General features: G+C 45.9%; 15 protein-coding genes and 1 pseudogene. 10 read left to right on the top strand and 6 right to left on the bottom strand.

The features are described from left to right. Window positions 1–73 precede the first annotated feature (73 nt). Window positions 74–1228 (top strand): acyl-CoA dehydrogenase family protein, encoded by a 1155-nt coding sequence (locus tag W234_RS0111300; protein ID WP_025646955.1) that lies wholly within the window; start codon window positions 74–76, stop codon window positions 1226–1228. Between the two features lie 36 nt (window positions 1229–1264). After that, window positions 1265–2083: an IclR family transcriptional regulator gene (locus W234_RS0111295; protein ID WP_025646954.1), complete on the top strand. Its 819-nt coding sequence runs from the start codon at window positions 1265–1267 to the stop codon at window positions 2081–2083. Window positions 2084–2120: 37 nt separating this feature from the next. On the opposite strand, the gene W234_RS0111290 is transcribed toward W234_RS0111295, so the two are convergent. Then, window positions 2121–3047 (bottom strand): bestrophin family protein, encoded by a 927-nt coding sequence (locus W234_RS0111290; RefSeq protein ID WP_025646953.1) that lies wholly within the window; start codon window positions 3045–3047, stop codon window positions 2121–2123. A gap of 161 nt (window positions 3048–3208) precedes the next feature. Beyond that, window positions 3209–3631 carry a Cd(II)/Pb(II)-responsive transcriptional regulator gene (cadR, locus tag W234_RS0111285; RefSeq protein ID WP_037059735.1) on the bottom strand — a complete coding sequence of 141 codons (423 nt, stop codon included), beginning with the start codon at window positions 3629–3631 and terminating at the stop codon, window positions 3209–3211. A gap of 99 nt (window positions 3632–3730) precedes the next feature. On the opposite strand from cadR, the gene W234_RS0111280 reads away from it, so the two are divergent. Next, on the top strand, window positions 3731–4387 hold the full coding sequence (locus tag W234_RS0111280; RefSeq protein ID WP_025646951.1) for an IS1595 family transposase: 657 nt from the start codon (window positions 3731–3733) through the stop codon (window positions 4385–4387). A 111-nt stretch (window positions 4388–4498) separates the two neighbouring features. Here W234_RS0111280 and W234_RS0111275 read toward each other — a convergent pair whose 3' ends face one another. Together W234_RS0111275 and W234_RS0111270 are read right to left on the bottom strand one after the other, a co-directional pair. Continuing rightward, window positions 4499–5407, bottom strand: a complete 909-nt coding sequence (locus tag W234_RS0111275) for a LysR family transcriptional regulator (protein ID WP_025646950.1) — start codon at window positions 5405–5407, stop codon at window positions 4499–4501. 112 nt (window positions 5408–5519) lie between these two features. After that, on the bottom strand, window positions 5520–6128 hold the full coding sequence (locus W234_RS0111270) for a YceI family protein (RefSeq protein ID WP_025646949.1): 609 nt from the start codon (window positions 6126–6128) through the stop codon (window positions 5520–5522). Between the two features lie 703 nt (window positions 6129–6831). On the opposite strand from W234_RS0111270, the gene W234_RS14950 reads away from it, so the two are divergent. Together W234_RS14950 and W234_RS14570 are read left to right on the top strand one after the other, a co-directional pair. Further along, window positions 6832–6978 carry a hypothetical protein gene (locus W234_RS14950; protein WP_413771578.1) on the top strand — a complete coding sequence of 49 codons (147 nt, stop codon included), beginning with the start codon at window positions 6832–6834 and terminating at the stop codon, window positions 6976–6978. Further along, window positions 6918–7085: pseudogene (locus W234_RS14570) on the top strand (DUF1275 domain-containing protein); the annotation flags it as partial. The gene W234_RS14950 and the pseudogene W234_RS14570, both read left to right, overlap by 61 nt. A 111-nt stretch (window positions 7086–7196) precedes the next feature. Here the strand turns inward: W234_RS14570 and W234_RS0111260 are convergent. After that, entirely contained in the window at window positions 7197–7523 is a 327-nt protein-coding gene (locus W234_RS0111260) for a GNAT family N-acetyltransferase (RefSeq protein ID WP_051397508.1), read from the bottom strand. A 347-nt stretch (window positions 7524–7870) separates the two neighbouring features. Continuing rightward, a complete protein-coding gene (locus W234_RS0111250) occupies window positions 7871–8656 on the bottom strand; it encodes a UTRA domain-containing protein (protein ID WP_025646946.1) in 786 nt (261 codons plus the stop codon). 251 nt (window positions 8657–8907) lie between these two features. Between W234_RS0111250 and hutU the strand changes: the two genes are divergently transcribed. From hutU to hutI, 5 genes are all read left to right on the top strand, one after another. Then, complete coding sequence (gene hutU, locus W234_RS0111245; protein WP_198013376.1) at window positions 8908–10623, top strand: urocanate hydratase; 1716 nt, start codon at window positions 8908–8910, stop codon at window positions 10621–10623. A gap of 71 nt (window positions 10624–10694) precedes the next feature. Further along, entirely contained in the window at window positions 10695–12059 is a 1365-nt protein-coding gene (locus W234_RS0111240; RefSeq protein WP_025646944.1) for a YjiH family protein, read from the top strand. A gap of 128 nt (window positions 12060–12187) precedes the next feature. Continuing rightward, the gene (gene hutH, locus W234_RS0111235; protein ID WP_037059733.1) at window positions 12188–13750 is read left to right on the top strand and encodes a histidine ammonia-lyase; all 1563 of its coding nucleotides are present in this window, start codon (window positions 12188–12190) and stop codon (window positions 13748–13750) included. A gap of 38 nt (window positions 13751–13788) precedes the next feature. Next, window positions 13789–14871 (top strand): formimidoylglutamase, encoded by a 1083-nt coding sequence (hutG, locus tag W234_RS0111230; protein ID WP_025646942.1) that lies wholly within the window; start codon window positions 13789–13791, stop codon window positions 14869–14871. Window positions 14872–14994: 123 nt separating this feature from the next. Next, entirely contained in the window at window positions 14995–16290 is a 1296-nt protein-coding gene (gene hutI / locus W234_RS0111225; protein ID WP_025646941.1) for an imidazolonepropionase, read from the top strand. Window positions 16291–16355: the final 65 nt, after the last annotated feature.

Raw genomic sequence — 16355 nt, 5'->3', positions numbered from 1 at the left:
GTACTATTAGTCATAAACGTCAAACTTATCCAAACTGTGTTTAACATTTACTCCCATCAGACAAGGAAGTCTCATGATTAGAGATCAAGAAGTCCTCGACCACATCGTCGACACCGTGCGCCAGTTTGTCAATAACCAGCTGATACCTATGGAGGATTGGGTCGCAGAAAATGATCGCCTGCCAGAAGAGATTATCGATCAAATGCGCGAGCTGGGTCTATTTGGGCTGACCATTCCAGAAGAATACGGCGGTCTTGGACTCACGATGGAAGAAGAAGTAATTGTCGCTTTTGAGATGGGTCGTACCTCCCCTGCGTTTCGCTCACTTATCGGTACCAATAATGGTATTGGCTCTTCAGGTCTGGTCATCGACGGCACCGAAGAGCAAAAGCAAAAGTACCTCCCCAAACTTGCCAGCGGCGAGATCATTGGCTCGTTTTGTTTGACTGAGCCTGAAGCAGGCTCGGATGCTGCGTCGCTTAGAACCACCGCTATCAAAGACGGCGATACTTATGTCATTAACGGCACCAAGCGCTATATCACTAACGCGCCAGAGGCCGGTGTTTTCACTGTCATGGCACGTACGGACCCTGAAAACAAACGCGCGGGCGGCATCTCCGCCTTTATCGTTGAGAGCGATACCCCAGGTATTACCTTAGGTAAGTGGGATAAAAAAATGGGGCAAAAAGGCGCCCATACTTGTGATGTCATCTTTGATAACTGCGTGGTGCCAGCGAGTGCTTTGATCGGCGGCGTCGAAGGTATCGGCTTTAAAACGGCGATGAAGGTGCTGGATAAAGGTCGCTTGCATATCGCGGCTGCCAGTACTGCCGCTGCCACGCGTATGTTAGATGATGCGCTGCGTTATGCGGTGGATCGCAAACAGTTTGGTCAACCGATTGCCAGTTTTCAGCTCATCCAAGCAATGCTCGCAGACTCAAAGGCGGAGATTTATGCCGCCAAATCTATGGTGCTTGATGCCTCGCGCCTGCGTGATGAAGGTAAAGATGTGGTGACTGAGTCCTCCTGTGCTAAGATGTTCGCCACTGAGATGTGTGGCCGCGTGGCAGATCGTGCGGTGCAGATACATGGCGGCGCAGGCTATATTGCGGATTATGGTATTGAGCGCTTTTATCGTGATGTGCGTCTGTATCGTCTCTATGAAGGCACCACGCAAATCCAGCAAATCATTATCGCACGCAACATGATAAAAGAAGCGAGCGAATAACCTTAACCTAGAATACTACCTACAATACTACGCCCTATGACGATTCGTAATACTACGAGCAGCGCTCTTGAGCTGCTAGAGCCTATAAGTGAGATGAAAGATCAAAGCGATCGGCAATTCGTCACCGCGCTCGCTCGCGGGCTTGAGCTACTCCGATGTTTTACTCCGCAGCAGCCCATGCTTGGCAATCAAGAGCTCAGCCAATTAACGGGACTACCGAAAGGTACGGTGACTCGCCTGACCTACACCTTAGTCAAGCTTGGTTATCTAAAGCAGGCGACAAACAAAGGCAAATATCAGCTAGCGGCTGGAGTTTTAGGCTTTGGCTATACGATGATCGCGAACATGGCTATCAATAACTTAGTCACGCCTTACATGGAGGCGCTAGCAGATTATGCCGATAGCGCCGTCGCTATGGCAACCCGCGATCGGCTGATGATGGTGTATCTCAATGTGGTACAAGGCGCTAGCGCCACGACGATGCGGCGTAACGTTGGCTCATATCTACCTATGTACTCAACAGCTATGGGCCGCGCGTGCTTAGCAAGCATGCCACCTGCTGAACAAGATTTTATGATGAATGCGATACGTCATAAGTACGATAAAGACTGGTTAAACATCAAGTCAAGCCTAGAGCAAGCGTTTAAAGATTATGAGGATTTTGGCTACTGCTTCTCATTTGGTGATTGGCAAAAAGAGGTCAATGCCGTTGCCACAGCTATCATGCACCCTACCGAGGGTCTACTCACCTTTAACTGCGGCGCGCCAAGTTTTGTACTTAGCTGTACTAAGATTGAAGAGGACATTGCGCCGCGTCTACTGCATATGAAGTATAATATTGAGAGCAGCCTTTAGTTCAATCAAGAAAAACGAGCACTTACACTCAAACCAACTACTGTAAATAACCGCCCTCAGACATAAGCTCAGGCGGCAGATCCGTTTCGCCCAGAGCTTCTAGCAAATTGATCTCGATAGTGCGAGAAATAGAAGTCAAAGCCAAATTATTAGCATCCACGCCAAATGGATTGGTAATTTCCTCATTGAGAGCATCTAAGCCAAAAAAGGTGTACGCAATGACGCCGCAGACTAAAGGGGTGACCCAGCCTAAAGACGTCGCCAAGCCAAAAGGCAGCATAAAGCAGTACAGGTAAGTGGTACGGTGCACCAGCAAGGTGTAAGCAAATGGCAATGGCGTGTTATGAATGCGCTCGCAAGCTGCCAAAACTATAGTCATCGAGGTGACGCGTTCGTCCATATTTTGGATCATAAGATCAGATGTCAGCTGCTCACGTCGACTACGGCTAAGCTCTTTGCCGATTAATCGCAAGAGATATTCAGGAAGGTTACCGGCTTTACGCATACTGGCGTGATGCTCCGGCGCTACAAAACGCTCAACATCCTCCCAAGGGCAAGTATTACGAAGTCTGTGCCTGAGGGCGTGAGTAAAAGCAATCGTCAGCTGCACCATAGAGCGCTGCGCGCGCTGTCCACTATCAGTGTCGTCGTCTATAAAGGATAGTACCTGCCGAGTAAAGCTACGAGCATCGTATACCAACTGACCCCATAAGCAGCGTCCCTCCCACCAGCGCTGGTAGCTGGCATTATTCCGAAAGCCGAGAAACAAAGATAAAGCAATACCCAGTAAGGTAAAAGGCGCAGCACCATAAGAGGGAAAGGAGCCTGGAATCCAGTGCTGGACGGCTGAGATGACTGCGCTAAGTAAAGTAATCAGTAAAACTTGCAGATAGATATGAGGAATGACAGAACCGCGTAAGGTGAAGAGTATTCTAAAGGCATTCGGTTTTTGCCAAACGATCATGACAGCTTCCTATAAATCTGATATCGAGGTACGCGGGGTCAACTACTTGGGTACTAGCTACTGAGAAATAATGACTGGCGATTTTAGCATGAAACTTTTCCATGCGGTGGCAGTGCTTAGGTAATAACTTGCATACCGTTATTAATCATTAGAATATTCGACTAATCATGACAAGAGTCATCCGCAAGCGCGTGTAGTATCCCGCACGATTCAGCAGGTGCCTCTGTTGTACACTTTTGGCGCAGCTGTATTAAGTGCTGCTTTAATTGCCGCAATTCTTGCATGCGTGTCTCTACGGTTTCAATATGCTCCTCTAATAACTCATTGACCTCTCCGCAGTTTTTATCTGGAGTATCCCAGTACTGCAGTAACACGCGCACTTCATCCAAACTCATATCAAGCGTACGACAGTGCAATATAAACTGCAGGCGCTCGATGTGCTCTTCACGATATAACCGATAATTGCCTTGGCTACGAAAAGGCTCCGGCAATAACTGCTCTTTTTCATAATAACGAATGGTCTCAACCGTCGCCCCTGTGCGCCGAGCAAGCTCACCGATTTTAATGGGTGCTTTGACTGCCATTACCCTCCCCTTTTATTGCTCTAAACCATAAAGTAGCTATAAGGTTCATTATAAAAATCTGGGGGCTATAGTAGATAAGCACTATGCTAGACTACTTTTATGAAGATAACCCGTTGTAAACTCAGTAAAAAAGTACAGAGACGACTGTTAGAGTTTTTCACAGCTGAAGTGACTGCTAGAACAGCCGCAGATTTGCTTGATATTCAGCCTAATACTGCTGCACTTTTTTATCATAAAATAAGACTTGTGATAGATTACCATCTCTCATTAGAAGCTGATGAACTTTTTGATGGTAAGGTCGAATTAGATGAAAGTTATTTTGGCGGTGTACGCAAAGGTAAAAGAGGTCGCGGGGCTGCTGGTAAAACCGCTGTATTTGGTATCCTAAAACGAAATGGTAAGGTTTATACCATTGTCGTAGCAGACACCAAACAAACCACCCTAATGCCTGTCATCAAGCGTAAAATCAAGCCTGACAGCTTTGTTTATACGGATAGCTATCGAAGTTATAATGCATTAGATGTGAGCGAGTTTAAACTCTTTAGAGTCAGTCACTCTAAAGAGTTTACTTGTGGTAAAAACAATCACATCAATGGCATTGAGAACTTTTGGAATCAGTCTAAACGACCACTCAGAAAGTATAATGGGATTGATAAGAAGCATTTCCATTTATTTTTAAAAGAGTGCGAGTTTAGGTTTAACTATGGCTCACCATCTAATCAGCTGAAAACCTTGAGAAAATGGTGTGATATTTAATCCTTATCTACTACAGCCCCTAAAATAATACTAGCAGCAATGGTTTACGCTTTATACCCGCTTTCACATACTACTAAGGTCTGCTTGCTTTTGCTTATCACTTATCCGCACTTATAGAGGGTTATCCCAGTAAGGATCATCACCCAAACGCTCAGCAATAAAGTCAATTAAGTAGCGGCAGCGCTGCGACAAAAATCGATTTTTTGGATAGACAGCATAAGCATTTAAGGTCGGCAGTTGATAGTCCTCAAGCAAAGATACCAAATCACCGCTTGCCAAGGTCTTATAGGTAATAAAAGTAGGCAAAAAAGCAATACCTTGACCCTTTACTGCCATATCGAGTAAAAAGTCGCCGTTATTGGCTTTTATTTTTGATTGAGTAGCGACTGTATGCGTTTTACCTTCGGCGTCCGTTAGCGCTATGCTGCTATCTTTGCCAAGGCCATACTGCAAAAACTGATGCTCCTTGAGATCTTCTAAAGTTGTTGGCGTGCCCATTTTTTTTAGATAATCAGGACTCGCGCACAGAGCGTAACGAATCAGCGCTAAACGCTTGGCTTGATGTGTAGAGTCTTGCAATTCTCTAATACGAATGGCCAACTCAAAGCCCTCTTCGACCAGATCTACATGACGATCAGAGAAGTCCAGCTCAAAGCTCAAGCCGGGATGCTGATTGGCAAAATCATCAATCACACCGCTAAGATGCATCAAACCAAAAGTTAACGGCGCGGTCATCTTCAGTGTACCTTCGATACGCGTAGGCGAGCCGCTGGTCTGCTCGTTGAGCGCGTCAACTTCGTTCAATATACTGCACGCTCGCTGATAGTACTGCTCGCCAGCCTCAGTCAGATTAGATTGACGCGTGGTTCGGCTGATAAGCTGATTACCTAAGCGCGTCTCTAAATCTTTTAGGCGCCGACTTACCGCTGACTTAGCGATATTTAATTGCTCAGCGGCTTTGGTGATACTACCTGCTTCGACAACACGTACAAACATCGACATGTCTTCAAACTGTCCCATGTTAACCGCCTTATTATGGTTTATTTCAAAAAAGTAAGGGAGATTCTATCTAGAGAACCTCCCTTACTCAATCAAAAGTTAGCTGACAAACTAAGTTAGCACTTAAAAGCGGCTATTTGAGATCAGCTTTTTTGCTACCCTCAACCTGCACCACTAGCTTGACGTTTTTCATGACACCGCCGTCTGTGTAGGTATCGATACCCCATTTGGTTCTGTCGATAGTGGTTTCAAAATCACCACCACAAGCCTCGACGCCTAATGCTGGGCTGTTGTAGCAATTGAACTTAGTGGCTGTCAAAGTTACCGGATGCGTCTCCCCTAGTAAGGTCAGATCGCCGGTGACTGTTTTGACTTTATCACCATCAAACTGCCAGTTGGTAGATTTGAAATATGCCGTCGGATATTCTTTGACATTAAAAAAATCTTCAGATTTTAGATGATTATCAAAGGCTTTGAGTCCTGTGCTCAAGCTGCCCATAGGAATAGTAATGCCAACGAAGCCCTTTTGTGCTTCAGGCGCGTACTCAAGGATACCTGACAAATCGTAGAAACCGCCTGCATTGGTAGAAGTACCGAAGTGATCTACGCTAAAGCGTACCGCAGTGTGGTTGGGATCGAGCTCATAAGTTGCAGCGTGTCCAACTGTGCTAAATACACCAAGACCACTGACAGCGGCGATAGCGACAGCGCGATTGGCTTGTTTTAAAAATTGTGAGGCCATATTGGATCATCCTTTTATTGAGTACAGACTAATTAAGTCAAACCGTTTAAATACAAATCAGTTAAGTGCAGTTAAGTTAAGTGAAACGAGCTAAGCACAGAGATTTGCATTCATGTAAATGCACGCTTTATTAAGCATGCCTAATAGATTAAGACACTAATTTTAGCAAAAACTAGAAAAAATAAATGCCGAACCTGCTAAAGATATGTGTCATTGCGTTGCTTTTTGTATGGTTTTACCAAAGCCACTTGTCAAATGTTTATTCTTACTATATAAGCCCTATACTAATTGCTTAGCTACTATATTAGTAGCGCAATTAATAATGTAATTTCAGTATCTTCAACACACATAAACACACATAACTTTTGGCACTTATAACTTAAAACACATCAAAGCTTGGTATAAAGCGCTTGGACTATAAAAGATTTAGGTCAAGCTCTCATACTGGTATAAGTTAGGTGAGCTAGTTACATGATTTAGATATTTAACCATACTTTTAACATTAGTATTGTTCTTATATAAAGAACTCATATTTGTAATTAATATGGTTTATTACTTTTTTGTTAAAAAATATAATAGCGCCATTATGCAGCTTATGACAAGCGTTTTACTTATAAAGTCTTAACTTATAAACTAATTTTGAAGAAGCACTATCGATAAATTACAAGAATTAAGTGCACCGATTAACCGTTTATTCATATCAATGGTTTTTATTTTTTTAGGGTTTTCGAAGATTACAGGATATGCAGGTACGGCCGACTATATGGAGTCTATGGGCGTATCTAGGGTTTGGTTAAAAGGGAAGATGGCTTGTGGATTAAGCTGGCATCGGTGCCACTGTTTATCTTAACGGTCGTTATTACAAAGGTATATATCGATAGGAGCAAGCAGCAACAGCGGGTACTCAGCCATTTATTACTCGCAGAAGCGCTATTTTTGACCGCTTTTATGATTGCAACAAGAAAAGAAGCCATGATTCGTCATGGCTTCTTTGTTGGCTATTACTATCGTACTATCTATATCGGCTTAGCAGCTTAAGTTAGTACCTTGATACCTTAGCTTAATACCTTAAGCTGTTGCGTCATGAAATACCGAATCGGCTTGGTATTCTGGATGCTTGTCGATATAGGACTTTACATAAGGACAAGTGGGTTTGACCCGTAAACCTTTGGCCGCTGCATCGTCTAAGATATATTTGACTAAGTAGCCTGCGATACCTTGGCCGCCAAGCGCATCAGGCACTTCAGTATGCTTATACTTAATACCCTTCTCGCTTTGAGAGGTGGTAAAGAATTCGTAATCCTCTAAAGCGATTTGATCATCGATATGAATTTCAAAACGTTTTTTGTCTTTATTATCAATAACTTCGTAATTCATCTCACCTTGATTCGACATTGTTACTCTCTTTTTATGGTTTGAATTTAATACGCCAATTCATATTAGGGCGTGTCCCTATTTCAAAAATGGTGATGAAAATGAGATAAATCGCAGGCAAACAAGGAAAATAGCGAAGGTAATATCAAGATATTGACCAGCTATTTGACACCGTTTGCCAAAGATTTAGCCATTTTTAGCCCATTTAGTCATAAACGCTTGAATTAGGGACACGCCCTAGTAGCTTATGTCAACAACAGCGCAGATATTATAGTACGTCAATTGTATGCTTTTTTTAGCTTAGCCTCTTTAAACTTGATAATAGCGATAAGCGTTTGATGACGGACTAAAATAACAATCATCACTAATCATAGCTCCCCTGCAAACTGATAGCGCTCGCCGGCATGCCACATCTTTACCACCGTTAGCACCTTACCCGCTGAATAAGTCTGGCGCTGGAGCATTAAAGTTGGCGAATTAGGCGCTATTTGTAGAGCTTGAGCGATATCTTTAGGCGCCGCTAGCGCTTGAATAGTATAGCTACCTCGCTCTAATGGAGTCTGCTCAATCAGATAGTCGCTAGTATTCACGACCCTAAAATCTTGCTCTATAAAATCAGGCAACTGCTGCGCGTCAACCCAGCGCTCTTCGAACTGTATTGGTAGTCCATCAGCCAAATGGATAATTTTCACCTCGTATACTAGTGCTTCTGGAAGATCCTCTTTTGCTAACTGAGCGCTATTACTTTGCTTAGACTTTACTAGGATATCGCTAAACCTATCGTACACTTCTTTAGGCAACTCGTTTGCTAAATTTTCTTGGGTAAGACTTCGCGTGCTCACCACTTGCGCTTGATAATCGCGATTGGCGGACTTTAGATCCTCGGCGATATTACGCACCTCGACAAAGGTATGATTAAACTGCTGCTGCGCTACAAAGGTGCCAGAGCCTTGGCGGCGCTCTAATACCCGCTCTTCACTGAGCTCTTTTAACGCCCGGTTGACCGTCATACGCGACACCCCAAACTCTTCTGCTAGCGCCATCTCGGTCGATATCGCCTCTCCTGCCTGCCATTTACCGCTATGAATGTTATGCAGAATTGCTGTCTTAATACGCTGATACGCCGGGCTTTTTTTACTATTTTTGGTAGTCATTTCAATTATACCTATTGCTTCGCCCTGTCGTTACAGGGCATCAGCCTGCACTGAGAAAACATTCTTATGAGATTATGAGCCTTACTATAACCATCATTATACGATTTTGACAGAGTCAATAATGATAAAAAGTACTTGCAAGCCGATTCAATTATTGATAATTTGTATATACAACTTTTTCATACGAATATGTATCGTGCAATTATTTACTAATACCGAAACTGCTTTTTAGATAATCATAAGGAATGATGATGACTACTCCATTAGCCCCTCAAGAGTCTACCTTTACTCGCCGTGATGACAGCCGTGAAATCGCTGCGCCTACTGGTAGCGAGCTGCACTGTAAAAGCTGGCTGACCGAAGCGCCGTTTCGTATGCTACAAAATAACTTACATCCTGATGTCGCCGAAAACCCAAAGAGCTTAGTCGTTTATGGTGGTATCGGCCGCGCGGCGCGCAATTGGGAGAGCTATGATCAGATATTAGAATCCCTCAAAGAGCTTGAAGATAACCAAACGCTGTTGGTGCAATCTGGCAAACCGGTGGGCGTATTTCAAACTCATGAAGACGCGCCGCGCGTCTTGATTGCCAACTCAAACCTAGTACCGCGCTGGGCGACATGGGAGCACTTTAACGAGCTCGATCGTAAAGACTTATTTATGTATGGGCAGATGACAGCGGGGAGCTGGATCTACATCGGGACTCAAGGCATTGTACAGGGCACTTACGAGACCTTTGTCGAGGCAGGTCGTCAGCATTATGATGGTGACTGGAGCGGACGCTGGATCTTGACTGCTGGACTTGGCGGCATGGGCGGCGCGCAGCCGCTAGCGGCGACTTTTGCTGGCGCAACCTCTTTGAATATTGAGTGCCAACAGTCGAGCATTGATTTTCGTTTGCGTACCGGTTACGTCGATAAGCAAGCGGACGATCTTGACCATGCCTACGAGCTGATCAAGCAGCATACTGCTGCAGGCGAAGCTATTTCTATCGCCCTACTCGGCAATGCCGCCGATATTTTACCCGAGATAGTTAAGCGCGCCAAAGACGGCGAGATACAACCTGATCTAGTCACTGACCAAACCTCAGCGCATGATTTAATCAATGGCTACTTGCCAAGTGGCTGGACGGTTGCAGAATGGAAGGCGGCGCAAGAAGACCCAAGTCAACACCAAGCTCTGACCAAAGCGGCGGCGCAGTCTTGCGCGGTGCATGTACAGGCCATACTAGATCTACAAGACATGGGTATACCAGCGACTGACTACGGTAACAATATCCGCCAGGTGGCGTTTGATGAAGGCGTCAAAGATGCCTTTAATTTCCCCGGTTTTGTCCCTGCTTATATCCGCCCGCTGTTTTGCCAAGGTAAAGGGCCGTTTCGCTGGGTCGCCTTATCAGGAGATCCTGAGGACATCTACAAAACCGATCAGAAAATCAAAGAGCTATTCCCCGAGAACACCCATGTACATCGCTGGCTTGATATGGCAAAAGAGCGCATTCACTTTCAAGGCTTGCCGGCGCGGATCTGTTGGCTTGGCCTTGGCGAGCGCGACAAAGCGGGTCTGGCGTTTAATGAGATGGTCAAAAATGGCGAGCTCAAAGGCCCTATCGTCATCGGCCGTGACCATTTAGACACCGGTTCGGTTGCCAGCCCCAACCGTGAGACTGAAAGCATGAAAGATGGCACGGATGCGGTCTCTGATTGGGCGCTACTCAACGCTATGCTCAACGTCGCAGGCGGCGCAACGTGGGTATCACTACATCATGGCGGCGGCGTTGGTATGGGCTACTCGCAGCATTCAGGCATGGTGATTGTCGCTGACGGCACAGATGCCGCAGCCAAACGCTTGTCACGCGTATTGGTCAATGACTGCGGCTCAGGCGTCATGCGTCATGCCGATGCTGGTTATGAGCTGGCGATCAAAACCGCAAAAGACTATGGCTTAAAGCTACCGATGATCAAATAATTTGCCCTCTGTCCTTATGAGCTTGTAGCTAGGCAGAAGGACATAATCGCCTATTTATCAAGGAGGATAATATGATTGAACAAGACACCACCTCTGATCTGCATGATGACCATGCAACGACATCGTCAAAAAAACTGCTATCAAAGCCTGTGGCACTGATACAGCTGATTGTCTTTAGTGCTATCGGTCTGGTGATGTTCTTTGTGCCGTTTACCATTGGTGAAAAAAGCACGATATTGTTCGATCATGGCGCGACCTACTTGGTGACGCAGCAGCATACTTTATCTGTCACGCTATTGTTTTTACTCATGCTCTACGGCGTGAGTAAACCATTTATCGACGGCTCGTGGCGTAAGAATATCACTCATATGATTATGACTGGTTTCAAGGTCATTGGTCTGATATTGGCGGTAATGTATGTTTCTGGCGCGGCACCTTCCTTTATAATGGAAGCCGATATGCTGCCGTTTTTATTTGAAAAACTGGCACTACCCGTCGGAATGATTGTACCCATTGGTGCGCTGATTTTAGCCTTTTTGGTGGGCTTTGGGCTGCTTGAGATGGTTGGTGTGCTGATGCAACCCATCATGAAACCCATTTGGAAAACGCCGGGATCATCGGCGATTGATGCCGTTGCTTCCTTTGTCGGTAGCTACTCTATCGGTCTGCTCATTACCAATCGTGTGTATTTGCAAAAACAGTATTCAGCGCGTGAAGCCGTCATTATCGCCACTGGCTTTTCGACGGTATCGGCCGCATTTATGGTAATTGTTGCCAAAACGCTTGGAATCATGGAATTTTGGAACCTCTTTTTTTGGTCAACACTAATCATCACCTTTTTGGTCACTGCGATTACTGCTCGGATTCCGCCCATTAGTCTGTTTGATGATAAGATGGAGCGTCCAACCCTCGATCACGCAAGAGGTAAACGACTAGCGGCAGCTTTTGATTTGGGTTTGTCCACCTCACGCCGAGCCACTGACCTCAAACAAATTTTGTGGTCTAATTTTCGTGATGGCCTGACGATGGCAGCGGCTATTGTACCCTCTATCATTGCGGTCGGCTTGACTGGATTGCTATTAGCAAAATATACACCCGTGTTCGATGCCTTAGGGTTACTGCTTTATCCATTTACATGGCTTGGCGGCCTACCAGACCCGCTGGTCGCTGCCAAAGGTATGTCAGCAGGATTGGCTGAGATGTTCTTGCCAGCACTACTACTGAGTGACGCAGATGTACTGACGCGCTATGTCGCAGGGGTCATCTCCATTAGTAGCGTGCTGTTTTTCTCCGCCATGATTCCTTGTGTCCTTGCAACCGAGATTCCAATCTCTGTTGGTAAAATGGTCATCATTTGGTTTGAGCGCGTGGTACTTAGTATTTTAATTGCCGCGCCTTTTGGTCAATTGGCCATCTACCTTAACTGGATTGGTTGATAGCAGTGACATCAAATGAGACGTATTAAATATTGAAGTACCTAAAAACACCTAGATAGCTCAACTTTATAACGATTTGTCTTAAAAATAATACCATTAACACCGCTTACAACCCTAGGATTACCCTTATGAGCAACATCAAACAACTAACCCTACACCCACGCCAGCTTAGCTTTAAGATGCTACGCGACATCTACGATCAGCCCGTGGTATTGAGCTTGCCTGAGAGTGCTTACGCGGATATTGACGCCTCGCATAACAATGTCAAAACCATTATTGAGCGTGATAAGAGCGCCTACGGCATTAACACCGGCTTTGGCTTACTGGCTAAAACCCGAATCAGCGATGATCAATTAGAGCTGCTACAGCGCAATTTGATCATCTCGCATTCAGTCGGCACGGGAGATGCCCTACCTGCTGATGTAGTCAGACTGATTATGGTAATGAAAGTTGCCAGTCTAGCGCAAGGCGTCTCAGGCGTACGTCGCCTCGTTGTCGACAGCTTACTGGGCTTAATCAATAACCAAATTACCCCGTATATTCCGGCTAAAGGTTCAGTTGGCGCCTCAGGAGATCTAGCGCCGCTCTCGCACATGACGTTGGCGATTATGGGCGAAGGGCAAGTATTTGTAAAAGACAAGCTCGTATCAGCTGCTGATGCGCTAGCGCAGCATGGTCTTGAGCCAATCACCCTGGCAGCCAAAGAAGGGCTGGCGCTCATCAACGGCACACAAGTATCGACGGCGCTTGCTTTGCGTGGTTATTTCCACGCGCGTGATTTACTAGAGTCAGCCACTATCGTCGGCTCACTGTCCATTGATGCTGCTAAAGGTTCAGATGCCCCGTTCGATGCGCGTATTCATGAAGTGCGTGGTCATCATGGGCAGATTCAGATTGCTCAGGCGCATAGAAGCTTGATCGAAGGCAGCGCGATTCGTGCCTCACACGCGGGCGAGCAAGATGATCGCGTACAAGATCCCTACTGTCTGCGCTGTCAGCCACAAGTGATGGGTGCTTGCTTGGACATTATCAATCAAGCCGGGCAAACGCTACTTATCGAAGCCAATGCAGTGACTGATAATCCGCTGATCTTCAATAATGAAGATGGCCCCGTGGCAATCTCTGGCGGTAATTTCCATGCCGAGCCGGTGGCTTTTGCCGCTGATATCTTGGCATTAGCGATTGCTGAGATCGGCTCGATGTCTGAGCGCCGTGTCGCTTTGCTGATCGATGCAACTTTGTCAGCTGGTCTGCCACCATTCCTAGTCGATAACGCTGGGGTAAACTCAGGCTTTATGATTGCTCATGTAACCGCAGCAGCACTGGCTTCTGAGAATAAATCTATCGCCCATCCTGGTAGCGTCGATAGCATCCCAACATCTGCTAACCAAGAAGATCATGTATCGATGGCAACGTATGCAGCGCGCCGACTATATGAGATGGTACAAAACACATCGACCATTGTCGGTATAGAGCTGCTGGCTGCCGGACAAGGTATCGATTTTCGACAAGGTCTTGATACCTCAAAGCCCCTACAAACCGCTCATAACAGCTTGCGTGATAAAGTGAGCTTTTATGATAAAGACCGCTATCTTGCGCCTGATATAGAAGCGGCCAAACAGCTGGTATTAAGTGGTGAGCTCACGCGCCACTGGCAAGATTTGCGCGCAGACTGGTATCTATCAAAGTAGCGCCTTGTATTAATAGAGCATTGTAAAGGAGCCCGATCATGCCAGCCATCATGGTACAGCATACAAAAGCAGATATGAGTCTGTGGACAGGCCGCGTTGAGCCGTTCGAGACACAGCGCGCCCGCTATTGGTATCAGCTTGCTCAGCCTTATAGCTTTAATAAAGCTGATGAAATTAATAAAGGTAATAAAGGCGACAAGCCCAGTCAACACATTGCTTTAGTAGGCTTTGCTTGCGATCAAGGCGTGCGCCGCAATCAAGGCCGTATTGGTGCACGGGCGGCTCCGCCACTACTAAAAAGCACCTTTGCTAGTCTCCCTGTTATCAAAGAGATTCAAGACAGCTTTGAGGGTAAGCTGACAACTTTAATGGCTGATGCCGGCGACATCGAGTGTGAGGACAATGATGAGTTTGCTGAACAAATCTTGGAGGAGGCGCAGCAGTGCTATGCTGATGTCATTACAAGTGTGATTAAACAAGGCAGCTTAGCGATCGGTCTTGGTGGTGGTCACGCCATAGCTTACGGTAGCTTTTTGGGTCTATGGCAAGCCATGCAAACAGCGCCGAGTGATCAAGACAAAATAAAAGCTCAGACAGTCATCGGTATTATTAATTTCGATGCGCACCTTGATATTCGTGCCGCCAATGCTCCCACATCTGGTACGCCGTTTCGGCAAATCGCTGAGCATCTACAAGCCTTTAATCAGCCTTTTCATTACTGTTGCATTGGCGTCAGTCGTCTATCAAACACTGCTGCCCTATTTGATCGCGCCGATGATTTAGGCGTGCAAATCATTAGCGATGAAGACTGTAATCATAAAAAATGGAAAAAGCTAGCGTCGCAAATCACTAACTTTATCGAGCAAGTGGACATTATCTATCTTACGATTGATATGGATTGTATGCCAGCAAGCGTGGTGCCTGGTGTTAGCGCTCCGGCAGCTTATGGTATCAATTTAGGTTTTGTGGAGCGCGCGGTCAAACTCATCATGGACTCAGGCAAAGTTAAAATAGCAGATATTGCCGAGATTAATCCCACTTATGATATTGACAACCGCAGTTGTAAGGTGGCGGCGCGTCTATTATCTACCATCGTTGAACGCTGCTTACTAACTATATAATTTAATAAAACCTGAATAATTTAATAAAACCTGAGTTAAATAGTGCATGAAATGCACTCTACCCCGTTTCGATTGAAAACTATAAACGCGCTAGCTTTCACCTAAAATGAGCAGGAGCATATTATGACCAACTCTACCAAACAGATCAATAATGATGACGCTATGACATCGTTTGACAGCCTCATCATCAATGCCAATCTCGCGACTTTTTCGGCTGAGTATGGCTTTGATATAAGTGCAGATAATAACAGTAATAATATGCCCTACGGTCAGCTAGAAAATGCCGCTATCGGTATTAACAATGGCAAAATTGCTTGGATAGGCGCTCAAGATGAGATATCAAGCTTTTTATCTAGCTATCAAAACCAGCAGATTACTGATGCTAAGGGCAACTGGATAACGCCAGGTCTCGTTGATTGTCATACTCATCTGGTATATGCCGGTAACCGCAGCAACGAGTTTGAAGCGCGCCTACATGGTGCCAGCTATCAAGACATCGCCGAGCAAGGCGGCGGTATTGTCTCAACGGTGAGATCAACCCGCGCCGCCAGTAGCGATGAATTATTTGCACAAAGTGAGAAGCGGCTACTTGCACTCATGCGCGAGGGCGTGACTAGTATCGAGATCAAGTCCGGCTATGGTTTAGATTTGGAGACTGAGCGCAAAATGCTCACTGTCGCCCGTCAGCTTAGCGAAAAACATCATATCGATGTCCGCACCAGCTATCTTGCCGCCCACGCCTTGCCTCCAGAGTATAAAGACCGCGCTGATGAATATATCGAGCAAGTGTGTGAGTGGTTGCCTATCTTGCATCGTGAGGGCTTAGTCGATGCTGTCGATGGCTTTTGTGAAGGGATAGCTTTTAGTAGTGAGCAAATCAGAAAGGTTTTTGAAGTGGCGCGCGCGCTTGAATTGCCGGTCAAGCTGCATTCAGAGCAGCTCTCTAATATTGGCGCGAGTGCACTGGTCGCTGATTATCAAGGACTATCTAGTGATCACTTAGAGCATTTATCAGAGGACGATATCAAGAAGATGGCCGCAAGCGACACCGTCGCAGTATTATTACCCGGCGCATTTTATACGTTACGTGATACTAAGCTGCCACCGATAGAGACTTTGCGTCAGCACAAGGTCTCAATGGCTATCTCCACCGATTGCAACCCTGGCACCTCACCCCTAACTTCTTTGCTGCTCGCGATGAATATGGGCTGTACGTTGTTTTACTTAACGCCAGAAGAGGTGCTCGCAGGAGCTACGGTTCATGCGGCCAAGGCACTAGGATTAAACAACAAGGGCAGAATCGCTGTCGGCTGCGATGCAGACTTAGTGCTGTGGGACATCGCCCGCCCTGCTGATCTGGCTTATCAGATCGGGCTCAATCCTATCCTAGGAACGATGTATCAAGGTCAATGGCGCTAATTTATAACCATAAGACTTATGACTTAGGTCTTGTTGAATATAATAATCGCTTGAAGCTATCGTTA

This window comes from Psychrobacter sp. TB15 (genome assembly GCF_000511655.1).
GTDB classification, from domain to species: domain Bacteria; phylum Pseudomonadota; class Gammaproteobacteria; order Pseudomonadales; family Moraxellaceae; genus Psychrobacter; species Psychrobacter submarinus.
Note: the sequence above shows the minus strand (reverse complement) of the source record. Positions and strands in the feature narration are given on the sequence as shown.